The sequence below is a fragment of the Maribacter aurantiacus genome, from assembly GCF_005780245.1.
In the GTDB taxonomy this organism is placed as follows: Bacteria; Bacteroidota; Bacteroidia; order Flavobacteriales; family Flavobacteriaceae; genus Maribacter; species Maribacter flavus.
Genome location: NZ_VBUK01000001.1, coordinates 629,127 through 655,430 on the forward strand (window position 1 = coordinate 629,127; position 26,304 = coordinate 655,430).

Below are 26,304 nucleotides of genomic sequence, written 5' to 3' on the forward strand. Positions count from 1 at the left end.
GTTAAGTTGAAAGTTAAAGTAAGTTAAATCGTATACCAGAAGCAAAGGATGTTTTAATTTTACATCAGTAAGGGGTGGTTCCCTTACAACTTTAAGTATTGGTTTTTCATAATTTAAAGTTTGGTTGGTTATTTAGGAAAAGCCCAGTTTCAAGACTGGGCTTTTTTTGTGCAATACTTTGGAATAAATTTTGTTTAAGTTATTGTAAGAACATTAATTATGAGGAACGGTATAGTATTTTTACATAAAAGTAATCATATGAAAAAGGTTTTGGTCATACTTCTATGTATGGGCATGGGCAAGATGTTCGCGCAAGGACAGCAATCTGCCTTTAAATCTGGTGAGTGGCTTAAGTTTAGGATGCATTACGGCTTTCTAAATGCCAGTTATGCCACACTACATGTAAAGAATGCAATTATCGATTCCGTGCCGGTGTATCATGTTGTAGGTCATGGGGAGACCACCGGTTTTGCAAGCCTGTTTTTTAAAGTTGACGATACCTACGAAAGCTATTTTGATAGAAAGGATGGGAAGCCCTACAGATTCATTAGAAAGATAAATGAAGGTGGCTATACAAAGGATGTTGAAATCAACTTTGACCATGTGAATGACAAAGCGGTCCTCAATGACAAAAAAAACAATAAAAAGTTTAATTTTGAACTCCAAGATAGCATACAGGATTTAATTTCTGCATTTTATTATTTGAGGAATAATTATGATCCCAGTGACTTGGTACAAGGAGAGGCCATTGACTTGAAAATGTTGTACGATGATGACGGTATTTTCAATTTTAAGTTGAAGTACCTGGGAAAGGAGATTCTCAACACCAAATACGGAAAGGTAGAATGTCTCAAGTTTAGGCCCTTGGTGCAATCCGGTAGGGTCTTCAAAGAACAGGAAAGTTTATCGCTCTGGGTTTCCAATGACGATAATCGAATTCCAATACGAATAAAAGCGGATTTAGCGGTTGGTGCCATTAAGGCGGATTTGGATGGCTATAATGGCCTTAAGCATCAATTTAAGATAATAATGGATTAGTTAAGAATGGACGATAAGGAGCGGGTCAAATCCCAGATTTCAAAACTTGAGGAAAAGTATAGGGACTCTGGTCAGGATTTAAGCTCTTATTTGGACGGATTATTATATCAGCGATATTTAACTTATTGGGACTACATCCACTTGGATACCCTCCTGAGTCTTCAAGTGCCTCGAACGCATTTCCCCGATGAGGAAATCTTCATCATGTACCATCAGATTACCGAGTTGTACTTTAAGCTCATTTTACATGAGCAAAAGCAATTGGTGGACGACAAATCGCAGAATCTTGACTTTTTTGTGGAAAGACTTCGACGCATCAATAGTTATTACACCGCCCTCATATCCTCCTTCAGCATTATGATAAAAGGTATGGAGCGGGAACAGTTCCTCCAGTACAGGATGGCCCTTTTGCCCGCAAGCGGTTTTCAATCCGCCCAATTTAGGATGATAGAAATCTACGCCACGCCTCTTGAAAATTTGGTACACGAGTCGCAACGGGACCAATTTTCCTCCAACAATTCCATTGAGGAGCTTTATGAAAACATCTATTGGAAGAAAGGAGCAACGGACATTTCAACGGGGGAAAAAACACTGACCTTAAAACAATTTGAATATAGATATACACCAAGATTGGTGCGAACGGCCAAGCAATTATTGAACAACACCATATATCATAAATACGTAGCTTTGCCTTCAGAAGTTAAAAAAAATAAGGAGCTTTTGGAGGCTTTAAAGACGATGGACCTAAACGCCAATGTAAATTGGCCGTTGATGCACATGGGCTCCGCCCATCGATATTTAGGAAAGGAATCAGGGGATATAAGTGCTACAGGCGGAACCAATTGGAAGGACTACCTTCCGCCAAGTTTTCAAAAAATCGTATTCTTTCCGGATATCTATACGGAAGAGGAACTAAATGACTGGGGCAAGCAATGGGTCGACCATATTTACAACCCCAATAAAATAAATACATAGATTCATGCGAAAATATTGGGGCATATTATTTACGTTGGCTTTGTTAGGTGCATGTCAAGAAGAAAAAGTGGTCGTAAGCCATGATGAATTAAAAATCAGTCCTGTTGAAGACCCAATTGTCACCAGGTTCGGATTTAATTTCGAGGAATTTAACGTGCATTTGGATACAATTAAATACGGTGATAGTTTTGGGGAGCTGATGCTAAAAAATAAGGTGGAGTATCCTAAAATAGCAACGATCTCGGAAAAATTTCGGGATACCTTCGATGTTCGTAAGATACGTGTTGGCAAACCGTATTTAATACTGAAATCAAAGGACACTTCAGAGCAGGCACAGGTCTTCATATACCAAAACAACCCCATTGATTATACGGTAGTGGACTTTAGGGACAGTGTGCAAGTGTATAAAGGGAAGAAGAGGGTCAAGTATGTAGAAAGGGAAGTTTCGGGCATCATAGAGACAAATTTGTCCGAGGCTATTTTGGATCAAGGTATCGATTACAGCGTTACGCATAACCTTGCGAATGTCTTTGCTTGGACGATTGACTTTTCAAGGCTTCAAAAGTACGATAGGTTCAAAATTATATTTAAGGAGAAATATATCAATGATACCGTATACGCTGGTTCAGAACCCTTGGTAGCTGCCTATTTTGAACACAATGGGATTCCTCTATATGCTTTTTCATATGAAGGCGACACCTTGAAAAATCAGTTGGATTATTATGACCATGAGGCAAATAACCTTAGAAGGGCATTTCTTAAAATGCCCGTTGAATTTGGGAGATTATCATCCAGATACAATCTTAAACGAAGAATTCGCTACTATGGTTATAAGGTAAGGCCACATAAGGGAACCGATTATGCCGCACCTATTGGAACTCCCATCCTTGCCACCGCTGACGGTACCGTAACGGAATCCACCAGGAGGGGCGGTAACGGGAAATATGTGAAAATCAGGCATAACGAGACCTATTCGACCCAATATCTTCACATGAAAAATCAGAACGTGAAAAAGGGTCAGTTTGTACGTCAGGGCGATGTAATTGGCTGGGTGGGCATGACCGGTAATACCGGAGGCCCCCATGTTTGCTATCGCTTCTGGAAAAACGGGAGGCAAGTGGACCCCTTGCAGGAAGAACTTCCATTGGCGGAACCGTTGGCCGATTCCTTACGACCGGATTATTTCGCCCATATAGAACCTATAAAGGAACAACTGGACTGTATAGTCTACCCTGAGAGGATTGAAGAAGATGATTTGTTAACACTTAATGAACTAAATGGCACTAAATAACATTGACCCAACTACCACCAATGCTTGGAACAAACTAAAAGAACATTATAAAACTTCGAATAACCTTCATATGAAGGAACTGTTCGGTGGGGATGAAAGTCGGGCTGAGCGATTAAGCGTACGCTGGAACGATTTTCTCTTGGATTTTTCCAAGAATCGAATAACTACAGAAACGTTACAGTTGCTTTTGGATTTGGCAGATGAGGTAGAATTAAAAGACGCCATCGCCAAGTATTTCAACGGAGACGAAATCAATCAAACCGAAGGAAGGGCCGTATTGCATACAGCTTTGAGAGCCAAGAAAACCGATGCTGTCTACGTGGATGGTGTCAATGTGGTTCCCGAAGTATTCGAAGTGAAGCAACATATCAAGGAATTTACAGAGTCCATAATAAACGGTACCAGTAAAGGTTACACGGGAAAGAATTTTACCGATGTGGTAAATATTGGTATAGGAGGTTCGGATCTAGGACCAGCCATGGTGACCGAAGCCTTGAAATTCTATAAAAATCACTTGAACGTACATTTTGTTAGCAACGTAGATGGAGATCACGTTCATGAAATTTTGAAAACTTTACATCCTGAAACCACCTTATTTGTAGTGGTTTCCAAAACCTTCACCACACAGGAAACATTAAGCAACGCCACTACCATTAAGAAGTGGTTTTTGCAGCACGCTACCCAAGAGGATATTGCAAAACATTTTGCCGCCGTTTCTACCAATACCGAAAAAATTGCGGAATTTGGAATTTCAGAAGCGAACGTATTTCCTATGTGGGACTGGGTTGGAGGTAGATTCTCGTTATGGAGCGCCGTAGGTCTTTCCATCGCCCTGGCGGTTGGATACCAAAACTTTGATTCCATGTTACTTGGAGCCAACGAAATGGACGTTCATTTCAGGGAAGCGGAATTCAGGGAAAACTTACCGGTTATAATGGCACTTTTAAGTATTTGGTACAATAATTTCCATCAAGCAGAAACAGAAGCCATAATTCCATATACGCAGTATTTAAGCAGATTCTCCGCCTATCTGCAACAGGGAATTATGGAAAGCAATGGTAAGAGTGTGGGAAGAAATGGAAAGCGCGTCGGGTATGAGACGGGGACCATCATCTGGGGGGAGCCGGGAACAAATTCCCAGCATGCTTTCTTTCAGTTGATCCATCAGGGGACCAAATTGATACCAACCGATTTTATCGGCTTCAAGCATTCTTTATATGGAGATACCGATCACCATAATAAATTGATGGCCAATTTTTTTGCCCAAACGGAAGCCTTGATGAATGGAAAGACCCTTCAAGAAGCAATATCAGAACTGAAGGATAAAGGAGTGCCTGAAAAAGAAATTGAACAATTGACGCCATTCAAGGTGTTTGAAGGCAATAAGCCCACGAATACCATTTTAATAAACAAATTGACCCCAAAAAGTCTGGGTGCTTTGATTGCCTTATACGAGCATAAGATCTTTGTACAGGGAATCATCTGGAATATCTTTAGTTACGACCAGTGGGGTGTTGAATTGGGAAAACAACTGGCCGGTACTATTTTAAAGGATATAGAGGGTGATGGAATCACCTCCCACGATAGCTCCACATTGCGATTATTGCAATATTTTAAGAGTTAACCTACATAAATCATATTTAAAGATATTACTTTGTAACTTCTTCATAATCAGCTATTTTTTTATTTTTTTTGATGTCTGTTTATAGAGGTGATTTAACGTTGTCTTAACGTTGGAAGTCTAAAAATGCAAGACTTTTGCACCGGTTAATAAAACTAACAAATACTAGAAAAATGAAAAAAATCTACTTTGCAATTGCGGCATTTCTATTGACCGTGACTGCGTTTTCACAAGGGGTAACTACCTCGAGTATGCAAGGTACTGTCTCAGATGAGTCAGGTGAGTCATTATTTGGTGCTAACATCGTTGCGACCCATACTCCTTCTGGAACCGTATATGGTGCCATATCAAATGAAGAGGGAAGGTTTTACCTGCCAAACATACGTGTAGGGGGGCCTTACACAGTAAAAGTAACCTATGTTGGTTTTCAGGATAAGACTTTTGAAGGGATTACCCTTGGTTTGGGACAAAGTTATAACTTAAAAGTTACCTTATCCGAAGGTGTTGAACTAGAGGAGGTAGTCGTAACTTCTCAAAGAGGGGAGATCATTGACCCGGATAGGACAGGGCCAACTACAAACCTTTCAAGGGAAAAGATTGATGCGTTGCCAACTATAAGTAGAAGTATCAATGATTTTACAAGGCTTACCCCACAATCAAACGGCACCTCGTTTGCGGGCACCTCAAGTCGTTTCAATAATTACACGATCGACGGTAATATCTATAACAACAACTTTGGGCTAGGTTCAGGTCAATTTGCTGGGTCAAACCCAATTTCTTTAGACGCTATAGAGGAAGTACAGGTAAATCTAGCTCCATTTGATGTTCGATTAGCTGGTTTTACAGGCGCATCGGTAAATGCTGTTACTAAATCAGGTACAAATGAATTTAAGGGTTCGGTTTATTATTATTTGAGAAATGATCAGATGCAGGGTAATAAATTACGAGACCTAGAACTTAACAGAGGAGACGCTCAAAATGATATAAAAGGGGTCAGTCTTGGAGGTCCTATTTTAAAGGATAAACTCTTTTTCTTTGTAAGCTATGAAGAAGAACAAGAAGCAGTACCGGGCTTTACAAGACAAGCGGCAAGAGGAGGATTAACTCCTGATGGTTTAACTATTTCCAGAGTTCCCGCTTCAGAATTGGACTTCATTCGTGAGAGCATGCAGAACCTATATGGTTACGAAACAGGACCTTATGAAAACTATCCATTTGCCTCAGAGCAAACAAGGTTTAATGCACGGTTGGATTATAACTTGAACCAAAATAATAAATTCTCACTTCGTTATAATAGATATAATTCTGCAGAAGATGTTTCTATTAATGGTAACTCCAATCGCTTTTTGCCAACTCGATATAGAAACACTGATCGTTTTGGTATAGAAGCAATTACTTTTGCCAATGCCAATTATACCAACGATCGTTTGGTTGAATCTTTGGTAGGTGAATGGAATTCCAAAGTTTCTGATAACATGTCCAATCAGTTGAATATTGGTTACACGGCCATCAGCGACCCCAAAAGAGGAATTCCTGGAGGACAGGCGTTTCCGTTTATCGAAGTTTTGGAACCAGACCCTTCTGGCAACTTATTGTATTACACTGCCTTGGGTAATGAGCTGTTTACCGTTGGTAATCTTTTAGAGAACAATGTCTTCAACGTAACGAATAACTTCTCAATCTACTCAGGAGACCATACTTATACTATAGGTGCAAACTTTGAGTATATGACATTTAAAAATGCCTTTAACCCTGTTTTCAATGGATTCTACAGGTTTACTACATACGATAGTTTCGTAGAAACGGTTATCAATCAAACCCCAGGTGCCTATCCAGATGCCTTTGCTAAAAGTTTTGCGTTGGACGGTTCAACAACACCACCGGTAGATGAGACCAATTTTGGCCAGTTTGGTATTTATTTCCAGGATGAATTTCAAGTGAACGACAACTTCAAGTTAACAGGTGGTTTACGTGTTGATTTTCCATTCTATGCCACCGATATTCCAAGAAACACCCTTTTGGACGATTTGAACAAAACCTTTACGGACGGAGATGGAAATACGTTCACCCCAGATGTAAGTCAGTTTCCTAAAGTTAGGCCCCTATGGTCTCCAAGAGTCGGCTTCAACTGGGACGTAAACGGTGAAGGTAAGACACAGGTGCGTGGAGGAACGGGTATTTTCTCTGGCCGTATACCTTTCGTATGGTTGAGCAATCAGGTAAATGGATCCGGTGTTGTTCGTGGAGGATTAGGTTTTGAAGGAGAGGAAGTGATCGACTTTCTGGGACCAAATTATGTTTTCAACCCAGATGTAACATTTGGAAACCCTACCAACCCGGGACAGACTTTGTCTAACGAGTTGAATTTGACAGACCGTGAATTTAAGTTGCCACAGGTATGGCGTACCAACATTGGGGTAGACCATCAATTGCCTTGGGGAATCACAGGTACCTTGGATTTCATTTATTCAAGGGATGTTTCTACACCTATTGTATACAATCCTGTACTAAGGGAGCCTGATGGAAATCTAGCCGGTCCCGACCAACGTCCTTATTGGGATGGAGGGTACTCTAACGATGATGACTTCCGTAATGTTTTCTTGTTGACAAATGCAGATGAAAAGGCAGATTATTATTCGTTTACTGCGCAACTTCAAAAGCAATTCGATAATGGTTTTTATGCTATGATAGCGTATACCGCTTCAAGAGCTAGGGATTTGGATGCTTCGGGAGGTTCACAGGCTGGTTCATTATGGACGGCTACCGTTCAGGAAGATAGAAATAATCCAAGATTAGGGTTTGCCTCTTTTGACCAACCCAACCGTTTTATTGCCAATTTGAATTATCAAACAGATAACACTACTATAGCATTATTTTGGCAAGGTGGTGAAAATGGAAGGTATAGTTATACTTACTCCGGCAACTTTGGGGATAACTCTAATAGGCTAATCTACATTCCTAATGATGCTTCTGAGTTGAACTTTGAAGAATATACGGCTGGTGGAGTTTTGATTACAGAACAAGCTCAAATTAACGCATTGAACAATTATATTGCACAGGATGAATATTTAAGCGAAAACCGTGGAACTGTTGCCGTAAGAAATGGTGCTAAATTACCATGGGTTAATCGTTATGATTTAAGAATCACGGAAGATATAAATCTGACCAAAGACAATAAAAACAAGATTCAATTGTCAATGGACTTTTTGAATATTGGCAATATGTTCAATTCCGATTGGGGCGTTCCTCAGTTCGCTTTACAAAACAACATTTTGAACTACCGTGGTAGAAATGCTTCCAATGAGCCTATTTATAGATTGAATACCGTTTCTGGAACTTCAGAATTACCTAGGGAAAGTTTTAGACCTTCCACCAGTTTGGGAGATACATGGAGACTTCAGGTTGGAATCCGTTACCTTTTCAACTAGTCTTTAATAAGTTAATTAAAACCCCGCTTTATGCGGGGTTTTTTATGCCCAAAAATCACTATTTTTAAAATATATTTAAACCAACAGTATGTACGAAACCATTCAAATGCTGCATTCTTATCTGGCCTATGTAGCGTTGGCAATTTTATTAATTGCCGTAGTCAATACCATAAGCGGATTAGTTAGCAAACGAGTTTTCACCATGAATAAAGATTTACGCTTAAGTCTCTTCACTTTGATAATCTGCCACATTCAATTATTGGTAGGCCTTATTCTGTACTTTATATCCCCTAGCGGATTGAACGCCATCCAGGAGTTTGGTATGGGCGGACTAACCTCCGCGGCTAGATTATTGGCCGTTGAACATCCCTTTATAAACATACTGGCCATTGCCGCCATAACCATAGGATGGTCCAGGCACAAGAAATTTGTTGAGGGCGATAAAAAGTTCAAGAGTATAGCCATTTTTTATGGAATAGGTCTGATATTGATTTTAAGTAGGATTCCATGGAGTCAATGGTTTTAAGAATTAGGGGCATGAAGAAATTAGTGGCTATCGTTTTATTGATTTTTTGTGGCAGTCTCCTTAAAGCCCAAAGTATTTCCTTGTTCAACGGTGAAAATTTGGATGGCTGGGAAGTTTTTGGAACCGAAAAATGGTATGTGGAAGACGGGCTTTTGATTTGCGAAAGCGGTCCGGATGCAGGCTATGGATATTTGGGCACTGAAAAGGAATATAAAAACTTCATTCTCGATCTGGACTTTAAACAGGAAGCCGATGGCAACAGCGGTGTCTTTATCAGATCCAGTGTTGAAGGAACTACTGTCAGTGGTTGGCAAGTGGAGGTCGCACCACCGGGCAAATTTACGGGTGGTGTTTACGAGTCCTATGGAAGGCAATGGTTGAAGAAACCAAAGCTTGAAAAGGATGTGGCCTTAAAATTTGGAGACTGGAACCACATGACCATCAAGGTAGATGGCAAACAAATAACCTCGTGGCTCAACGGTACGGAAATGGTTTCCTTTAAGGACCGAATAATTGGTAAAGGGGAAGGTTCCGTTCTTCTTCAAATTCACGATGGAGGGGGTATCAAGGTGAAATGGAAAAATATTGAATTGACGCCTTTGGATTAATAGATTTTATTAGGATGCTTATTTAACTTGAGTTTACTATAGGAATCGTCATCTATTCTACATTCATGATTTTTGGGTAAATTTCAGGTCTTGCTGTCACATCGAGCGGAGACGAGATGCGAGACCTACTTGAGCCTTACGGTTTTTATAAGAATTTCTCGATTACATTTATAGAGGCATTAAATGTCCTATTTACATCCACCTACAAATAAAGGAATTATAGTTTTGAACTCATATTTATTTGACTTTCCGTATCAAATGCACATATACAGGAAAATGGTCACTATATCCCCCAATATAACTTCCGCCAGCGTAGGTACGTAAAGGATAGCCCTTGTAGATTCCTTTTGGGTCGATCAAGTAAGGTGGATTGAAAACATCGGCCTTCCAAAACCGGTATCCTTTTGGGTTGTTGAGCAAGTTGGCGGTCAGGTATATTTGATCAAAAAGGTTCCATTTGTCCCTATAGGCCAACGAACCGATGCCTTTTTTGAATAAATTTTCCATGGGCCCAAAGAGGCCCGTTGAATCCAATTGTTTCTCCTTCCCCTTTACTTTCAATATTTTTTTAAAGCTGGGACTTATAGGGTCGTCGTTAAAATCTCCCATACTTACAATTTTTGCATTGGAATCCAAATATCGCAGAGAATCTATAATTCTCTTGTTCAATTCAGCGGCCTTCAATCGATAAGGCCTGCTTCTAAGTTCTCCGCCACTTCTAGAGGGCCAATGGTTTACGATTACATAGATTTTTTCATTGTCCAAAAGCCCTTCTACTACCAATTGGTCCCGGGTATAGTCCCTAAAGCCTTCTTCATTATTCAAAAGCAATCTCCTGCTTACAAAGGATATAGGGATAAAAGAGGACTTCGTATAGAGAAGCCCTACATCTATTCCGCGTTCATCGGGGGAATCAAAATGTACTATTCCATATTGCTTTTTTTGAAGGGCTGGATGGTTGATCAAATCCTCGAGTACCTTTCGATTTTCCGCCTCGCAGACACCAAGTATATCGGGACCCGATGGGTTATTATCGGAACCAATATCGGATATGACCTTGGAAAGATTTTCAATCTTTTTCCAATAGCGCTCTTCGGTCCAATTATCCTTTCCCGTGGGTGTTCTATCATCGTCATACACCAAACTGTCATTTATGGTGTCGAACAGGTTTTCAAGATTATAGAAGGCGATGGTTCGTAATTGATAATTCTTTTGCATTTGTCCGAGGCTGAACAAAGTGTACAAGAGGGTTAAAAGTAAGCCGACCTTCTTCATGAGTTTCTTACTAATTTATTCAATCAAGTTTTAAAAATATCAAAGTAAGGTATTTAGGTTACTATAATAAATGCCTCAATAAGGTGTCATTAGTACCGAAATATATGGTTTTTATATAAAAAATCGAGTTAAGCAATTGTTTTTAAATATATTAGGGTTTGCACTAACCAACCATAATGTACAAGGGCATATTTCTTATACCGATTTTTGTCTTTATGAATACTGTTTTCGGACAAACCAGTTATTCCGTATCCGGAACCGTCCTTACTTCTTATAACAATGTGGCAATTGAAGGCGCAAGCATCCGTATTGAGGGGAAATCCATAGAAGTTAGGACCAATGTGGATGGACAGTTCGCCTTTGAGACGGACCTTATGGGCGATTATATTCTAAGAATTACCTTTCAGGATTACGAATCCAAACGAATCCCAATTGTGCTTGACGGAAAGTCGCTTAATCTTGGCAGCATACTCCTAAAAAGGGATATTTCTGTTGAACAACAGGACAATCTGATCACACTTACCGATGCAGAACTGCTGGACGATGAATCCACATCAAACACTTTAGGACTTTTGCAGGCAACCCGGGATGTTTTTCTAAGTAGGGCCGCATTTGATTTTGGTCAGGCTTTTTTTAGGGTTCGAGGGTACGATGCCCAAGAAGGGGAGGTGCTGTTGAACGGTGTCCCCATGAACAAATTGTTCGATGGTCGCCCCCAGTGGAATAATTGGGGCGGGCTGAACGATATTACCAGGAACCAGGAATACTCGAATGGGCTGGATGCTTCGGACTATACCTTTGGGGGTATTTTGGGCAATACCAATATCGATTTGAGACCCTCCGGATTACGACCGGGAACACGTATTTCAACATCGGCCTCCAATAGAACCTACGCGGGAAGATTGATGGCGACGTATAATTCCGGAATGAAGGAAAATGGATTTGCCTATGTACTGTCCGGTTCCAGAAGATGGGCGAAAGAAGGCTTCATTGACGGAACCCTGTACGATGCTTATTCATTAAGCGGTCAGTTGGAATATGAGCTCGATGACAACCACAGTTTTCTCTTATCCGGCATATTTACAAGTAATAGAAGGGGCCGGTCGTCCGCCATTACGGAAGAGGTGTTCAGTTTGATGGGTAACAAATACAATCCGTATTGGGGGCTACAGGATGGTAAAATAAGGAACTCTCGGGAACGCTTCATTTCAGAACCTATGGTGTTGTTCAATTATTTTTATAATGCCAATAAACTGGACCTATCCCTTGGGTTGGTCTACCAAAATGGAACCCATAAACGAAGCAGGCTGGGGTATTACAATGCCCCAAATCCAGACCCAACATACTACAGGTACCTGCCCAGCTTTTATGTCAACAGTCCTATTGGTGCGAACTTCATTAGTGCAGAAATGGCCAAGAATAGTTTTCTAAAAGATCCGCAATTGGATTGGCAAAACGTATACAGCGCCAATGCGAACTCGTCCCTGGGCGGCGAAGCTGTTTATGTACTCTATGACGATGTGGTTTCGGATGCCCAGTTTACGGCCAATTTGAACGGTAATTTCCAATGGGACCCAAACATAAAGGTCGATTTTGGTATCATGAACCGATATTTAAAATCCAAAAACTTCGCCGAAGTGGATGATCTGTTGGGGGCCGAATTTCACAGGGATATCGACCCTTTTTCCAATACCAGAAATGACATCGATTCCAATTTGGAAAAAAGGGAAGGGGATTTCTTTGGGTATAATTACGAATTTCAGGCTAATGAACTTAGGGCCTATTCGCAGATTTCGGCCGACTTGAACAAGTGGAAGTTCTTTTTGGCCGGACAATTCAATCGGAAAGCATATCAAAGAACAGGTAAATTTCAGAATGAACGGTTTCTGGAAAATTCTTTGGGCGCAAGCAGGAACATAACTTTTTCAAATTTTGGGGTCAAAGGAGGTCTTACCCATGCGATAACCGGAAGACATTGGGTCACTATGCAAGGGGCTTTCATCAAAAGGGCACCGTTGCTTCAAAATGTTTTCGTGAACCCAAGGGAGTCCAATGCCTTGGTACCCAACATGCGGACGGAAACCGTTTCCACTTTGGATATCAACTATTTCCTTCGTTTGCCCAATCTTACGGGTCGTATAACCGGTTATTACACCCGATTTCAAAACACTACCGATATCAACTTTTTCTTTGTCGACTCCGGTGTTGGGTCGGATTTTGTCCAAGAGGTATTGACGGGTTTGGACAAATTGCACCTTGGAACGGAATTGGGGCTGGAATACCAGGTATCCTCAACGGTAAAATTGTCATTGGTTTCCTCCATCGGAAAATATGTGTATGCCAGTGATCCTTTGGTGACCATTAATTTTGACACGGCATCGGCGGAGGAAGAACTGATCAATGTCCAGGGATTCCAGGATTTGGGGCCTGCAAAGCTAAAGGGCTATAAATTGGGTCAGGGACCACAACAGGCCTTTGCCTTCGGTATGGAATATAGAGATCCCAAGTACTGGTGGGTAGGTGTCACCGCCAATTACCTTGCGAATAACTATGCCAATATTTCCACAATAACGAGAACGGATAGCTTTGTTTTGAACCCTGAGACGGGGCAACGTTTTCCCGATGCAACAGAAGAAAATGTGGACGCGCTTTTGGAACAGAAATCCTTGGACAACTTTTATCTTTTGAATCTTGTGGGAGGAAAATCGTGGTTGAAAAACGGGAAGTACCTAGGTGTTTTCGCCAGTGTGAACAATGTGTTCGATACCACTTTTAGAACCGGTGGCTATGAACAAAGCCGCAATGGCAACTTTGGTCAGTTACGACAGGACAATTTGAGCGGTACCCCTTCTTTTGCCCCAAAATATTGGTATGGCTACGGAAGGACCTTTTTTTTAAACATAGCCCTAAGTTTTTGATGACACATCTTTCTAAAACATACTACCAGCTCATTGTAAAGACCATATTTTTACTTATGGTAGGTATGCTTTTTGCCTGTGTAAAGAACAAGGATTTTGAGGTACTGGAACCTGCCTGTGAATCAAATCTGGTCGCGAACATCAGTATCGAGGAACTTAAGGAATACTATCAGGACGAAACGCTTCAAATCCAGGAGGATTGGATCCTGGAAGGATATGTGATTTCTTCCGATGCCCAAAACAACTTTTTCAGCGTACTGTATTTTCAGAACAGCACCAATAACCCCACCGATGGACTTCAGATAGAAATAGAAATGCGGGATTCCCATCTATTTTTTGAGGTTGGGAACAAGATTTTGATCAAGCTGAAAGGATTGTACTTGGGACGTACCAGAAATCAGTTTAAAATTGGCGGAGTATTTACCTCCTTTGGGAATGTTTCCGTTGGGCGATTGCCTTACAACCAAATCTTTGAGCATGTCTTTGTAGCCTGTGGTGAAGGAGCCGTTTTGCAACCGGATGTACTAACAATTCCGGATTTGCAGGATAACAATGCAGGCACGTTGGTACAATTTCAAAATTTAGAGTTTTCAGCAGCGGAACTAGGTAACTTATTTGCCGAAAAGGAGGCCGAAACGGAGCGTTTACTAGTGGATTGTGAGGATAACGAGCTGATTTTGTTGAATAGTGGTTTTGCCGATTTTCAATCCATTTTGCTTCCCGAGGGTCGTGGAAATATTACCGGTGTCCTCGTAAAGGACGGAAATGACTTTAAATTGGTAATAAGGGATTTTACCGATATTGAATTTGACCAAGAAAGGTGCGAGGATTTCGTGGACGAATTTACTTCCAACACTATTTTCTTTTCGGAATTGGCGGACCCGGATAACGATCCGGAAGCCAGATTTGTGGAAATATACAATTCAGATACGGCCCCATTATCCCTAAAAGGTTGGCAAATCCTTCGGTATACCAATGATAGTGAAACGGTGAGCTCCTCAACGGAATTAACGGGACATGTTATTGATGGGGAAAGTACGTTATTGATATCGCCCAATCCTTTGGTTTTTGAACAAGTTTATGGATTTTTACCTGATGTGGATGCGGGAACCAACTCACCCGCGGATTCCAATGGGGACGACAACCTCGTCTTGGTCGATCCCTTTGGAACGGTGATAGATATTTTTGGCGTAATAGGCCAAGATGGTACGGGAACGGATCATGAGTTTGAAGATGGTCGAGCCCAAAGAAGATTGGAAGTAACCCAAGGGAGTCCTTTGTATGAGTTTTCAGAATGGGAGATATACAATGATTCCGGAGAGTCCGGTACGATTAACCTTCCTCAATTGGCCCCAGTGGATTTTTCGCCAGGAATACGCTAACTTACGCAACCTCATTTAAGGAATCTGCAGTTAAAGGCTTTACCAAATAGGATGCTACCGTACAATACTTTTGAACCTTGGCCATATTCTCAGGGCTTACAAAGGAGCTAACAATATATACCTTAACATTTTCACGTTGGTGTTTGGGAATGTTTTGAAACTCTTCCAAAAAGGCCCATCCATCCTTGTTGGGCATGTTCAGGTCTAAAAATATGATTTGTGGAAGTGGAATGTTTTCAATCAAAAGTCCAATAAGACTATCTATGGCTTCCTGTCCATCTGCATACCAGAGAACGTTTTCACAAAACCCTATTTGCTTCATGAGTTTTTTTGTGTTGAAGGCAAAAAACTCATCATCATCAATTATACAACAGCTATCAATCCTACTCATGAAAATCGAAACTCAAAATCCAAGGAACCATATCAGGGAAAAATTATCCTTATTAAAGTATGGTTTGTTTTGTTCTAAAAATTGGCGTAAAACTAAGAATTATAACCACACCTTCACGGATAAAAATCAGGTTTTGAATGCTTTTAGTTAAATTGACAAAAATCATAAGCCTAGATTATAGAATAAAGTAGGCGACATGTTAATTTTAATATGATATTTGAATATATGAGCTTTAAATCAGCGTTTATAATTAATATATTAAAAAGTTTTTTTTGACAAAACCCTATTTTTTACCATACTAATGGAACACAATATTTACGATTATATCAGGAACGGAAATTTGGAAGGTGTACAAGATGCTTTAAACGATAATCCAGGGCTTGTTAGCTCCAAAGATGAAAGGGGCTCCACTCCGCTGTTATTGGCTACCTATTACGACCGTTTAGAAATAACCAAATTGTTACTTGATTACGGGGCGGATATTAATGCGCAGGATGCTGCCGGAAACACCCCATTAATGGGGGTCTGTTTTAAAGGATATTTGGAAATTGCCAAACTTCTGATCGATAACGGGGCAAAATTGGATGTACAGAACACCATGGGGGCCACGGCTCTTGTTTATGCAGCCATGTTCGATAAATATGAGATTGCCAAGCTTTTAGTTAAAAATGGTGCCGACCAAAGTACAAAGGATCAGAGAGGTAATACGGCATTGAACCATGCGAAAACAAAAGGCAACCCTAAATTAATCGATTTACTGCAAGGGTAATTGAATGGGCAACTTCCTTAAAGTATAGTGTGAAGACTTGATACGACATGAAAAACGAACTTAAGATTACCCTAATACAATCTCCCATTATTTGGGAGCAGCCTGCCTTGAACAGGAATTCATTTGCTGCCAAGATGGATACTATAAATGGGGTGGATCTAATCGTTCTTCCAGAAATGTTTACTACCGGATTTACCATGTCACCCGAAAATTTGGATGTTGAAGAAGGAGGAATCACGGTAAATTGGATGAAGGAAATGGCCAAAAAAACAAAGGCTGCCATTGTAGGTAGCATCGTTTATACTGAAAACGGACTTCATTATAACCGACTTTTTTTTGTTACCCCAAAGGGTGAGGTTTGGAAGTATGATAAACGACACACCTTTACATTGGCAGGAGAAAATGAAAAATATCAGGCAGGTAAGCAACATTTGATTATTAACTATAAAGGTTTCAAATTGAACTTTATGATCTGTTACGATCTAAGGTTTCCTGTTTGGAGTAGAAATACGTTGGATTACGATGTTCTATTGTATGTAGCGAATTGGCCCAAACCGCGGATTGAAGCCTGGGATACCTTGTTAAAGGCAAGAGCTATTGAGAATATGAGCTATTGTATAGGGGTGAATAGGATAGGTAGCGATGAAAAAGGATTGGAGTATGTTGGACATTCAGCGGCCTATGATGCACTTGGTCAACAATTGGTTTTTTCGGAGAAGGAAGAAATTCTTCAAGTGACAATTGATAAAAGACACATATCCAAAACCAGGGACAATTTAAAATTCCTTCAGGACAGGGATATGTTCCGGCTACTGTGAGTTAAGTATTGAAAATAACTTAATCAAGTCTTCCTCTTTTCTAGCGGATAATTTTTCTTTTTTAAGAATTTCCATAATGCTGGAAGGCAACTCTGATTTCATGGTTCGTTTGTTTGTGGGTAGTTCTGCCACCTGTCCTTCCTCTCTATTAAAATAGAATTGATGAACTATTTCGACTTTATCTACACTTTCAATATTTAAAAGTTTGGCGTCTGATGGCGCTTTGTTAATCTTAATATCGAAAACCTTATAAAGATTGTATTTTCCTTGAGCAAGAATTTCAGCAAAAATTGGCTTATTTCTTTTTCCTAAGTGAAGGGGGACTAAATTCTTTCCATTTAACTGAACTTTTATTCCTTTTGTAGGATACAGCGCCGAAATTTCCTTATCCTTTAAAATTTCTATTTCACCGTGGTAGACATTAAAGCGCGCTAGTATTTTTATTCTTTTTTTATTTGATAAATCTATAATGGTAGCTTGTTCCCATTCTTCACTTATGTAGATACTACCCACAATCTTATTACCGCTTATTTCAGAAACTCTTAAAAAAGGAACGTCTAAATTTCCTGTTTGAAAGGTTCCTCCTTCTTCATTTACTAAATTAGGTTGCGACCATGTAGAGACAATGGTAAATAAAAAATGGATTAAAAAGAAAATTCTATTCATTTGATAAGTAATTAATTAAGAATTGTAAAAGTAATGTTCTCTATCCAGTTGGCGCGCATCTCAATGGTAGTAGGGTAATAGGACACCTTTTCTGGCTGAATTCTTTTGAGGTAGTTTCCCGTATCCCATTGTCCATTATTGTTTGTATCGAAAATGGCTCGGATCAAATATTTTCCGGGACTTATATGATTAAATTCAAAAACCTTAGGTTCTGTTGCAATCTGCGTCCTTTGCACCTCGCCTTTTTCGTTGGTCAGTTCTAGTATTACTGGGTATTCTATAGATTCACCAGTTAAATTAACAGATAGGTTTCCGTAGTCCGCATAACTCTTGGTGTTCAGGACAAAATTGATGGAATCGTTTGTTGTACCGAAAAAATCCACAATAGCACCAGGAATCATCTGAACTTTATATTTTTCATTCGCATCCACCTTGAACTCAATATTAACCTGATTTTCCAAAGAGTCCAGGACCGCGGTGTGGATTACTTGTAAAGTATCCTGCTTGAACACCTCAATTTTTGTAGTGTCTAAGGATTCTATGGGCGTGTTCGCCAGTAGTGAAAAGCGTTCCCCAAAGTTCAATGTACCCGTACGGCTGGGAGTCAATTTAAGGGAATCAATGCCCACCTTCCTACTTTTCACCTTAAACGTATCTATAAGTTTTAGGCGCTCGTTCTTCACTGTAAACAACAGGGAATCCATATCATACGGTGTAAACCAAAAGTTCAGGGTATCCTTATCCCTTTCTTTTAGGATTTTTGTTTTCACGGTATCCGGAATAGGGGAAATGGTATTCAGTTCTATATCCTTCCCATCCCCGTAATATCCAAAGCTGATTTTATTTTTTGCCGCATAAGTAGGAACGGCAATACCGTAGTCCGGGACTTCCCTAAAAAGATTTAGAAGGTAAATGGAATCCGTTGGTAGCCGGACGGTATCCTTAATAAACCCGATTTTATCCGTATTCTGGTCAAAAACGTTGTTTTTGGTCTGGTCCTTTATCGCAAAAAGGGCATAGGTTCCTTCCTTTAAGTTTTTCAAATTAAAGATGATCGTACTGTCCAAGGTGTTGGTAATGTAATTGGGAGGTCTTTTGTAAACGGTAGAATCTGTATAACTGGAATCGATACTGTAAAGCATTACACTGATAAAATCATCGGCCTCTTTGTTGAAAGCGTCCTTCACAACACCTTGTAGTTCCAAGGAGTCAATGTAGTCGCCCGTAGAAAAAACATAGGTTAAGAATGGGTTTGGATTTCCTTCGTTATTGTCTACGATACTTTGCCCAAAATTTATGGTATAGGTCGTATTTTCCTTTAATGTATCCTGTATGACAATTTCAACAAATTTGTTGGCACCACCCTGAGGGCTTAACAATGGCTGATATTTTAAGGGAGGTGAAACAATCAATTGCTCCTGTACTTTCTCCAATTTTACAAGCTCATCAAAATAGAGACGTATTTTTTTTCCTTCAAAGTTGGTACTCATGTTCTCAGGCACGGCACGTAATAGAACAGGGGGAGTAACATCTTTTGGCCCACCTGTGGGCGTTCCTTTTCTTGCACATTGGTAGAACGCCGTAATTGAAAGTAAAATGAATATGTAACCTAGGATTCTACGGAACATGGAACAAAATTATAGGACAAAGAAACAATATATTCCCCAGATATTACTCCACGACCGCAATGCTCGCTATAAATATGGTGGTACCTTCTATTTTTAATAGCGCTTCACCACATAGTTCCATGGTAGCTCCTGTGGTAATCACATCATCGACCAATAAAATGGTCTTGTTCTTTAAAATTTCGGTATCGGTTACGGTGTAAAGGGATTTATTGTCGTACCATCTGGCCAATCTGTTTTTCTTGGTCTGTGTCCTTGTGTTTGCAGTTTTGGTCAGAACTTTGTCTAAATATTCAGATCTAATATGTGCTGCCAATCGTTTTGCGAATAGGGCCGTTTGGTTATAGCCTCTTTTTTTAAGTCTTTTCCTGTGTAAGGGAACAGGGATTACAAAATCTATTTTTGGAAGGTGGTCGTTTTCCTTTAGGAGTTGTCCGTACCAATCGCCCAAAAACGCCCCAATGTGCTCTTGATTTTTATATTTTAGGTTATGAATAAGGTTTTTTACGATGCCATAATCTGTAAAATGAAGGAAGGAACTCGCTTTTTTTATGTTAATTCTACCATAAAAGATACGATCTACAGGATTTTCTTCGTTAAAGGTGTAATCGGTGAGTGGCAATTGGTGTCGACAAACGGTACACAATAGCTTCTCTCCTCTAATTAATCTGTCATTACATCCAAAACATGCGTGAGGGAATAGGAGGGTGTTTATATCATTTGCTATATTTGACAGCTTGGCGAGAAACATTTCTTGCTTCATTATTTAACCTACTAAATGCCCATTTATTGGATGGACAATCAAGATACTAAATTCAATTATAAAATAATACTTGCCGCTATGGCCGCTGTTATAATTGGTATCCTAATTGCCTTTTACTACAGTCATGCACAATCCAAATCTGAAATAAGTTTCCTGGAACAACAAAAGGATGTTCTGGTGAAGGACCTTACATTGATGAAGGCCGACTTGGACCGACTTTCTGCGTTGAACGAAATGAACGATATAGAACTTCAAGATGCGAAGTTCCAAGTGCAACAACTTAAGGATTCAGTAGGGAGGCTAAATTTTACTATCGACAGGCTTAGGGAATTTAAGTCGGAACTACGAAGACTGGAAGCCAAAAACGATAGTCTAAAGCTTAAGAACAATTTTCTTAGGTATAACAATTTGCTGTTGACGGACAAATACGACGAGGCCAGAAAGCAAATTGAGCTTTTACAGGCGAACAGCAACAGTCTGGCAGAGGCAGAGGCCCTACAGCGAAGAAAGATCATGGAACTCAATCAGCAGCTAAAGGTCAAGAACTACCTAAACATGGACTATTCAGAAGGTAGCGGTTTCAGGTTGAGGGGGTCCCGTCCCGTTGGTACCAATAAGGCATCTACCATTGAAAAACTTCGTGGTTGTGTTACCGTGTTGGCAGATCCGGACGTAGCCCGATCCGAGAAAGTTATCTATCTCCAATTCTTGGATCCAAACAAACAGATTGTAGAGGACAATGCCAATACGATTACGGTAAACGGCAATGTTTACAGTAAAAGGGTTGAATTTCAATACTTTGGTGAAGAAACCTCCATCTGTGATTACGTAACCGTTCCGGAAGGCTCCTTAAAGGAAGGAACCTACACATTGAACGTTTTTGAGGACGAACGACTAATTACCTCCTCAGAATTTCAATTAAAATAAATTCCCTTCTTTTTGGCTAATATTCTATTTTTGCCGCATGGCAAATCAAGAAGATATTTTTAAGAAGGTAATTTCCCATGCAAAGGAATACGGTTATGTATTCCAATCCAGTGAAATTTATGATGGTTTAAGCGCCGTATACGACTATGGCCATAACGGTGTAGAGCTTAAGAACAATATACGTCAGTATTGGTGGAAGGCCATGGTTCAATTGAACGAGAATATTGTGGGCATCGATGCCGCCATATTCATGCACCCAACTACATGGAAGGCCTCTGGGCACGTAGATGCCTTTAATGACCCGTTGATAGACAATAAGGACTCCAAAAAACGATACCGGGCAGATGTCCTCATTGAGGATTACGTAGGTAAAATCGATGCCAAAATAGAAAAGGAGGTCGCCAAGGCCGAAAAACGTTTTGGCGAAAACTTCAACAAACAGAAATTTTTGGAGACCAACCCTAGGGTAGTCGAATATTTGGAACAAGGGAAAAGTATCTTAAGCCGAATGGCAAAGTCCCTGGAGAAAGAAGATTTGGCCGATGTTAAAGCCTTGATCGAGGAGCTGGATATTGCATGCCCCATGTCTGGATCCAAGAATTGGACCGATGTAAAACAGTTCAACCTCATGTTCGGCACCAAGCTGGGCGCCAGTGCGGAAAATGCCATGGACCTATACTTGCGACCAGAAACGGCACAGGGTATTTTCGTAAACTTTTTGAACGTACAAAAGGCCGGAAGGATGAAGATCCCGTTTGGGATTGCACAGACCGGAAAGGCCTTCAGGAACGAAATCGTCGCAAGACAGTTCATCTTCCGTATGCGGGAATTCGAACAGATGGAAATGCAGTTCTTTATCCAGCCAGGAACACAACAGGAATGGTACGAGCATTGGAAGGAGCATCGAATGAAATGGCACCTTTCCCTAGGTATGGGCGAAGACAACTATAGGTTCCATGACCATGAAAAATTGGCACACTACGCGGATGCGGCCGCGGATATTGAATTTCGTTTCCCTTTCGGGTTCAAGGAATTGGAGGGAATCCATTCCAGAACCGATTTCGATTTGGGAAGCCATGAAAAATACTCTGGAAAGAAACTACAGTACTTTGACCATGAGACCAATCGAAACTATGTTCCATACGTACTGGAAACGTCCATTGGTCTAGATCGAATGTTCTTGGCGGTCTTCTCCAATTCGCTTCAAGAGGAGGAATTGGAAAACGGTACTTCTAGGACCGTTTTAAAACTTCCGGCAGTTCTGGCACCTACCAAAGCCGCTATTTTGCCGTTGGTAAAAAAGGATGGATTACCGAAGGTGGCGCAACAAATCTTGGATGAGCTTAAATGGGATTTCAATGTAACATACGATGAAAAGGATGCCGTAGGCAGACGCTACAGAAGGCAGGATGCGAATGGTACCCCATTCTGTATCACTGTGGACCATCAGACCTTGGAAGACCAAACGGTTACCATTCGTCATAGGGATTCCATGGATCAGGAACGCGTGGCCATTGCAGCATTGAAAGGAATCATTCACGAGGCCGTGGATATGCGTACCTGGCTTCAAAAAATGGAGGCTTAAAGTGCGTAGGCCACATTAAGTGAGCCGTAATAATTCCGGCCGTCTCCCGGATAATAATAACGAGGTTCCGCACCGCCAAATCCCTGTGTATTTATCAGCACAGAACGTGCATAGAGTACATCGAATGCATTGTTGATGCCAAAGTCCACGCCCAAGGTGAATTTTGGTGTTAGTTTTTTGCGATATCCGGCCCGGAAATTCACCAAATTGAAGGCATCGCTATACACATCGTTGGCATCCGTTAAGGGAATACTGCCTACGTGTTGGTAAATAAGGTTGAGGTAAAAATGGGTAAAGATGCGATTTTGGAGGCCCATGGTCAACCGATGTTTTGGCACACCGGTCAACTCGTTACCGGAATAGTCAATGCCGCCGTCCACAAAATCCGTGAACCTATGGTGGTTTAGATTGTAGTTGACAAACGGATTTACCAGAACTACCGAGGTGGATGAAAAAAGCGAGTAGTCCACTCCAAGCTCCACGCCTTGGTGCTTGGACGATCCGGCATTTTTTTCAATAAATTGATCGTCACCAACCTGTTCCCTGATCAATAAATTATTGATATCCATTTGATAGAGGGTCAGGTTGATGCGCAGTCGGTTTTGATCAAAAAGAAGATTGGTTCCAATTTCGTAGTTTGTGCCGGTTTCCTGTTTGATATCGGGATTGATGATGCCTTCCGGGGTCAAGGTACGTTCAAGGCTAGGATTGGTAAAGCCCCTACTAATGTTGGCATACAATTCCTGATTAGTGCCTAAGGAATAGTTTAGGGTTAGACTAGGTAGCAGGATAGGGTCAAAATCCCTGCTTCCACTATTGTTTGCATTTCCAATATTGAACAGGTCCTGTAAATCGAAGTCCGTTTTGTTGAGGCTAAGACCCAATTGCGCCGAGAATGCATCGGTGAATGGATATTGTAAGGAAGTAAAAAGGTTCCATTGTCCCCTAAATTCCTTATTTCGGGCAAACTGGGCGCCCTTTAAACTGCCGTTGCCATCGTTTTCCGGATATAGATTTTCAAACTCGTCCCAATCATATTCATCCTTGTAAAGTTCCGCTCCAAAGGTGAAATCGGTATTTTTTTCAAAAAGGGTTAGATTCCCTGAAAACAGGGTTCTGAACCCAAAACCATTGGTGATTTCCTCCAAAATGCCAAAAGGTCGCGCTTCGGTCTTATCCAAATAACTATAAAAGAAACTGGTGGTGTTCTGAAAACGGGTAGAAAATTCATGGTTTAGGGATACGCCCAAAAGTGTCTGATTGTTCGTTTCGAAACCGCGGGAGGCCCTCCAGGTAAACGTGGCCTGCGTAGGGTCTTCGTTGAATGCCGTAATTCCCAAGGAACTGGGTATTTGGGCCGTGTAGTCGATATGGTTCACCAATAGTGAGAGCTTGTTTTTGGGGTTCAGTTGATAGGATGTATTCAGCAGGAATCCGTCGCGCTCAAAGTTATTGTTTTCGCGGTATCCATCGGTTTCCAAATGGCCGTATTGCAGATTCAAACGTAGTTTTCCATCGAAATGGTTAAAGGCCAGATTATTTTTTAAAAGGTTAAAGGAACCTATGGTAAAGTTGTTACTAAAATTCGTGGACCTTCCCAAAGCTTCCTTTGGTGTGAGGATAATGGCACCCCCAAGATTGGCCCCAAATTCCGTTCCCTTAGGCCCTTTCACTACTTCTATTTGGCCCAAATTCTCCAGGTCATAAGCCTCAATGGTGGACGAACCCGTTCCGTTGGTCACGGGAATCTCGTTGTAGTAAAGCCTGAGTTTATCTGTGCCGAACAACGTTCTGGCCCCTATGCCCCTAATGGTAATCCTGTTGGTGTTCAAGGCACCTGAAAGTACATAGACCCCGGGGATTTGGTTCATGGAGGATACAATGTCTACTGGACTATAATTTTGAAAGGTTTTGGCCGATATTACTTCCGATGGCGTGATACCGATTACCTTTTTGTTCTTCAACGCATCTATAAGGATCACTTCTTCCAGTTGGGTGATACTATCCCTATTTATGGGGTCTTGGGCCTTTACAAATAGTGTGGATACTAGAACTAAGAGGGGTAGGTATTTCATCAATCTTCGCATAAAATGCGAAGTTATGGTTTAACCCAAAATATGCAATAGAAAATCTATTACGGCTTCAAACTACTTCAAACACGCTGTTTAAGAAAACATCTGTGTTTATTGTATTTTGAACCCTCATTACGAAGTCCTAACGCATAATTTGGGCTTAAAATCTAAAACCAATAGAGAGTCCGCCCCTAAACATAAATGCATTTTGAAAAACTTCCGGGTTTATATTTCGGCCCATACCTCCATGGATTTCCAAGGTAAAACGGTCGCTTCGGGTGACCCACTTATTACCTATTCCTAGACCTATGGCGGTAGTGCCATAGTCGTTGTTTCTAGCTCCCAAGGTTGTACTATCCACATCATTTTCACCGGTGTAATACAGTCCAAATACTTCGGCAAAAAAACCGCTTCGGGGTATATAGCCAAAATAAGCGCGAAGGTTAGGGCCAATGCCAAAGTTACCGTTGTAATCGGTCGCATCGCCATTAAAATAAAGGGTTCCCCCAATACTCGTGTCCTCGGTAAAAAAAAATTCATACAAACCTTCAACCGTGGAGGTGGCCAAAAATTGACCGATATTGAATTTTATTTCGTGATTATTTTCAAATCTTGGATAGGCCTGTCCCATTATTGAGCTGGTAAAACCTAGACTCATAATCAGGCATAAAAAATATCTCATGACATATGGTTTCTAATTCTTAGAGTGGTAATCAAAGGTCGTTCCAAAGAGGACAAAGTTAGGATTTAGGTAGCCATACTTGGGAATAATTGGGTAGGCTTTTCTATTTTTGGCCCAAAGGCACTTATGATGAAGATCGTTTCCTACAATGTAAATGGTATCAGGGCTGCATTGCGAAAGGATTTTTTACCGTGGTTGAAAGCGGTGGACCCGGATGTGGTCTGTCTCCAGGAAACAAAGGCGAACAAAGAGCAGTTGGATTTATCGCTTTTTGAGTCGGCCGGATACCCCTATCATTATTGGTTCAGTGCCCAAAAAAAAGGATACAGTGGCGTGGCCATCCTATCCAAAAAAAGGCCTGATGATGTGGTCTACGGTACGGGTATAGACTATATGGATTTTGAGGGCCGAAATATCACCGCCCATTTTGGGGATGTTGCCGTAATGAGCATGTACCTGCCATCGGGTACCAACTTTGCCCGTCTGGAACACAAACTGACCTATATGGCAGATTTTCAAAGGTTTGCGGACGAGTTTCGAAAAAGACATCCAAATTTTATTGTTTTGGGGGATTACAACATTTGCCACAAGGCCATCGATATACACAATCCTGTGGGACTCCAGAACGTATCGGGATTTTTGCCCGTTGAACGGGAATGGATCGGAAATTTTATCAAGAGCGGTTTTACGGACAGTTTTAGGCATTTCAATCAGCAACCGGATAATTATACCTGGTGGAGCTATAGGGCCAATGCCCGAAACAACAACAAGGGTTGGCGTTTGGACTACGGTATGGTTTCTGAACCCCTAACCCAAAAATTAGAACGTTCCGTTATTTTATCCGAAGCCAAACACAGCGATCATTGTCCTATTTTACTGGAACTTATCGTTTGATTTAAACAACTTCAAGGCGAGTACCGTTCCTATTTCGTAATTTTAAGATT

At 40.8% G+C, this 26,304-nt stretch carries 21 protein-coding genes; 14 read left to right on the forward strand and 7 right to left on the reverse strand.

The genetic code is table 11. The annotated features are described in order from the left end of the window. Positions 1-258 precede the first annotated feature (258 nt). From FEK29_RS02740 to FEK29_RS02770, 7 genes are all read left to right on the forward strand, one after another. A complete protein-coding gene (locus FEK29_RS02740; protein WP_138256859.1) occupies positions 259-1,038 on the forward strand; it encodes a DUF3108 domain-containing protein in 780 nt (259 codons plus the stop codon). A gap of 6 nt (positions 1,039-1,044) precedes the next feature. Then, positions 1,045-2,013, forward strand: a complete 969-nt coding sequence (locus FEK29_RS02745; RefSeq protein ID WP_138256860.1) for a tryptophan 2,3-dioxygenase family protein — start codon at positions 1,045-1,047, stop codon at positions 2,011-2,013. 4 nt (positions 2,014-2,017) lie between these two features. Continuing rightward, the gene (locus tag FEK29_RS02750; protein ID WP_138256861.1) at positions 2,018-3,304 is read left to right on the forward strand and encodes a peptidoglycan DD-metalloendopeptidase family protein; all 1,287 of its coding nucleotides are present in this window, start codon (positions 2,018-2,020) and stop codon (positions 3,302-3,304) included. Further along, the gene (gene pgi / locus FEK29_RS02755) at positions 3,291-4,928 is read left to right on the forward strand and encodes a glucose-6-phosphate isomerase (RefSeq protein ID WP_138256862.1); all 1,638 of its coding nucleotides are present in this window, start codon (positions 3,291-3,293) and stop codon (positions 4,926-4,928) included. The genes FEK29_RS02750 and pgi overlap by 14 nt, the downstream gene beginning before the upstream one ends. A gap of 170 nt (positions 4,929-5,098) precedes the next feature. Beyond that, positions 5,099-8,353, forward strand: a complete 3,255-nt coding sequence (locus FEK29_RS02760) for a TonB-dependent receptor (RefSeq protein WP_138256863.1) — start codon at positions 5,099-5,101, stop codon at positions 8,351-8,353. Between the two features lie 88 nt (positions 8,354-8,441). Further along, positions 8,442-8,879: a hypothetical protein gene (locus tag FEK29_RS02765; RefSeq protein ID WP_138256864.1), complete on the forward strand. Its 438-nt coding sequence runs from the start codon at positions 8,442-8,444 to the stop codon at positions 8,877-8,879. Between the two features lie 11 nt (positions 8,880-8,890). Then, positions 8,891-9,487 (forward strand): 3-keto-disaccharide hydrolase, encoded by a 597-nt coding sequence (locus tag FEK29_RS02770; RefSeq protein WP_138256865.1) that lies wholly within the window; start codon positions 8,891-8,893, stop codon positions 9,485-9,487. A gap of 237 nt (positions 9,488-9,724) precedes the next feature. On the opposite strand, the gene FEK29_RS02775 is transcribed toward FEK29_RS02770, so the two are convergent. Beyond that, positions 9,725-10,705, reverse strand: a complete 981-nt coding sequence (locus FEK29_RS02775) for an endonuclease/exonuclease/phosphatase family protein (RefSeq protein ID WP_317129160.1) — start codon at positions 10,703-10,705, stop codon at positions 9,725-9,727. Positions 10,706-10,977: 272 nt separating this feature from the next. Here FEK29_RS02775 and FEK29_RS02780 point away from each other — a divergent pair, with 272 nt between their 5' ends. After that, the gene (locus FEK29_RS02780) at positions 10,978-13,680 is read left to right on the forward strand and encodes a carboxypeptidase-like regulatory domain-containing protein (RefSeq protein WP_138256867.1); all 2,703 of its coding nucleotides are present in this window, start codon (positions 10,978-10,980) and stop codon (positions 13,678-13,680) included. Then, entirely contained in the window at positions 13,680-15,062 is a 1,383-nt protein-coding gene (locus FEK29_RS02785) for a DUF5689 domain-containing protein (RefSeq protein WP_138257330.1), read from the forward strand. The genes FEK29_RS02780 and FEK29_RS02785 overlap by 1 nt, the downstream gene beginning before the upstream one ends. A 1-nt stretch (position 15,063) precedes the next feature. Here the strand turns inward: FEK29_RS02785 and FEK29_RS02790 are convergent, their stop codons facing one another. Then, complete coding sequence (locus tag FEK29_RS02790; protein ID WP_138256868.1) at positions 15,064-15,453, reverse strand: response regulator; 390 nt, start codon at positions 15,451-15,453, stop codon at positions 15,064-15,066. A 301-nt stretch (positions 15,454-15,754) separates the two neighbouring features. On the opposite strand from FEK29_RS02790, the gene FEK29_RS02795 reads away from it, so the two are divergent. Beyond that, a complete protein-coding gene (locus tag FEK29_RS02795; protein WP_138256869.1) occupies positions 15,755-16,222 on the forward strand; it encodes an ankyrin repeat domain-containing protein in 468 nt (155 codons plus the stop codon). Between the two features lie 47 nt (positions 16,223-16,269). Continuing rightward, positions 16,270-17,040 carry an amidohydrolase gene (locus tag FEK29_RS02800; protein ID WP_138256870.1) on the forward strand — a complete coding sequence of 257 codons (771 nt, stop codon included), beginning with the start codon at positions 16,270-16,272 and terminating at the stop codon, positions 17,038-17,040. Here FEK29_RS02800 and FEK29_RS02805 read toward each other — a convergent pair. The 3 genes from FEK29_RS02805 to FEK29_RS02815 are packed head-to-tail and all read right to left on the reverse strand — an operon-like array spanning position 17,032 to position 20,094. Then, the gene (locus FEK29_RS02805) at positions 17,032-17,706 is read right to left on the reverse strand and encodes a hypothetical protein (RefSeq protein WP_138256871.1); all 675 of its coding nucleotides are present in this window, start codon (positions 17,704-17,706) and stop codon (positions 17,032-17,034) included. The genes FEK29_RS02800 and FEK29_RS02805 overlap by 9 nt on opposite strands. 11 nt (positions 17,707-17,717) lie before the next feature. Further along, complete coding sequence (locus FEK29_RS02810) at positions 17,718-19,334, reverse strand: Ig-like domain-containing protein (protein WP_138256872.1); 1,617 nt, start codon at positions 19,332-19,334, stop codon at positions 17,718-17,720. Positions 19,335-19,377: 43 nt separating this feature from the next. Continuing rightward, the gene (locus tag FEK29_RS02815; protein WP_240042645.1) at positions 19,378-20,094 is read right to left on the reverse strand and encodes a ComF family protein; all 717 of its coding nucleotides are present in this window, start codon (positions 20,092-20,094) and stop codon (positions 19,378-19,380) included. A 15-nt stretch (positions 20,095-20,109) separates the two neighbouring features. Between FEK29_RS02815 and FEK29_RS02820 the strand changes: the two genes are divergently transcribed. Then, positions 20,110-21,021 carry a hypothetical protein gene (locus FEK29_RS02820; protein WP_317129161.1) on the forward strand — a complete coding sequence of 304 codons (912 nt, stop codon included), beginning with the start codon at positions 20,110-20,112 and terminating at the stop codon, positions 21,019-21,021. Between the two features lie 37 nt (positions 21,022-21,058). Beyond that, a complete protein-coding gene (locus FEK29_RS02825; RefSeq protein ID WP_138256873.1) occupies positions 21,059-22,606 on the forward strand; it encodes a glycine--tRNA ligase in 1,548 nt (515 codons plus the stop codon). Here the strand turns inward: FEK29_RS02825 and FEK29_RS02830 are convergent. Beyond that, positions 22,603-24,681: a TonB-dependent receptor family protein gene (locus FEK29_RS02830; protein WP_138257333.1), complete on the reverse strand. Its 2,079-nt coding sequence runs from the start codon at positions 24,679-24,681 to the stop codon at positions 22,603-22,605. The two genes, FEK29_RS02825 and FEK29_RS02830, sit on opposite strands and share 4 nt — an antisense overlap. A 157-nt stretch (positions 24,682-24,838) precedes the next feature. Beyond that, positions 24,839-25,360, reverse strand: a complete 522-nt coding sequence (locus tag FEK29_RS02835) for a hypothetical protein (RefSeq protein ID WP_240042646.1) — start codon at positions 25,358-25,360, stop codon at positions 24,839-24,841. Positions 25,361-25,489: 129 nt separating this feature from the next. On the opposite strand from FEK29_RS02835, the gene FEK29_RS02840 reads away from it, so the two are divergent. Further along, on the forward strand, positions 25,490-26,254 hold the full coding sequence (locus FEK29_RS02840; RefSeq protein ID WP_138257335.1) for an exodeoxyribonuclease III: 765 nt from the start codon (positions 25,490-25,492) through the stop codon (positions 26,252-26,254). Positions 26,255-26,304 lie beyond the last annotated feature (50 nt).

Bases quoted from the DNA above. Each gene is read 5' to 3' on its own strand.
- FEK29_RS02790 (WP_138256868.1), bottom strand. From the start codon at position 15,453: ATGAGTAGGATTGATAGCTGTTGTATAATTGATGATGATGAGTTTTTT.
- FEK29_RS02835 (WP_240042646.1), bottom strand. From the start codon at position 25,360: ATGAGATATTTTTTATGCCTGATTATGAGTCTAGGTTTTACCAGCTCA.
- FEK29_RS02745 (WP_138256860.1), top strand. From the start codon at position 1,045: ATGGACGATAAGGAGCGGGTCAAATCCCAGATTTCAAAACTTGAGGAA.
- FEK29_RS02770 (WP_138256865.1), top strand. From the start codon at position 8,891: ATGAAGAAATTAGTGGCTATCGTTTTATTGATTTTTTGTGGCAGTCTC.
- FEK29_RS02820 (WP_317129161.1), top strand. From the start codon at position 20,110: ATGCCCATTTATTGGATGGACAATCAAGATACTAAATTCAATTATAAA.
- FEK29_RS02815 (WP_240042645.1), bottom strand. From the start codon at position 20,094: ATGAAGCAAGAAATGTTTCTCGCCAAGCTGTCAAATATAGCAAATGAT.
- FEK29_RS02795 (WP_138256869.1), top strand. From the start codon at position 15,755: ATGGAACACAATATTTACGATTATATCAGGAACGGAAATTTGGAAGGT.
- FEK29_RS02785 (WP_138257330.1), top strand. From the start codon at position 13,680: ATGACACATCTTTCTAAAACATACTACCAGCTCATTGTAAAGACCATA.
- FEK29_RS02780 (WP_138256867.1), top strand. From the start codon at position 10,978: ATGAATACTGTTTTCGGACAAACCAGTTATTCCGTATCCGGAACCGTC.
- FEK29_RS02740 (WP_138256859.1), top strand. From the start codon at position 259: ATGAAAAAGGTTTTGGTCATACTTCTATGTATGGGCATGGGCAAGATG.
- pgi (WP_138256862.1), top strand. From the start codon at position 3,291: ATGGCACTAAATAACATTGACCCAACTACCACCAATGCTTGGAACAAA.
- FEK29_RS02805 (WP_138256871.1), bottom strand. From the start codon at position 17,706: ATGAATAGAATTTTCTTTTTAATCCATTTTTTATTTACCATTGTCTCT.
- FEK29_RS02830 (WP_138257333.1), bottom strand. From the start codon at position 24,681: ATGAAATACCTACCCCTCTTAGTTCTAGTATCCACACTATTTGTAAAG.
- FEK29_RS02765 (WP_138256864.1), top strand. From the start codon at position 8,442: ATGTACGAAACCATTCAAATGCTGCATTCTTATCTGGCCTATGTAGCG.
- FEK29_RS02840 (WP_138257335.1), top strand. From the start codon at position 25,490: ATGAAGATCGTTTCCTACAATGTAAATGGTATCAGGGCTGCATTGCGA.
- FEK29_RS02750 (WP_138256861.1), top strand. From the start codon at position 2,018: ATGCGAAAATATTGGGGCATATTATTTACGTTGGCTTTGTTAGGTGCA.
- FEK29_RS02810 (WP_138256872.1), bottom strand. From the start codon at position 19,334: ATGTTCCGTAGAATCCTAGGTTACATATTCATTTTACTTTCAATTACG.
- FEK29_RS02760 (WP_138256863.1), top strand. From the start codon at position 5,099: ATGAAAAAAATCTACTTTGCAATTGCGGCATTTCTATTGACCGTGACT.
- FEK29_RS02800 (WP_138256870.1), top strand. From the start codon at position 16,270: ATGAAAAACGAACTTAAGATTACCCTAATACAATCTCCCATTATTTGG.
- FEK29_RS02825 (WP_138256873.1), top strand. From the start codon at position 21,059: ATGGCAAATCAAGAAGATATTTTTAAGAAGGTAATTTCCCATGCAAAG.
- FEK29_RS02775 (WP_317129160.1), bottom strand. From the start codon at position 10,705: ATGCAAAAGAATTATCAATTACGAACCATCGCCTTCTATAATCTTGAA.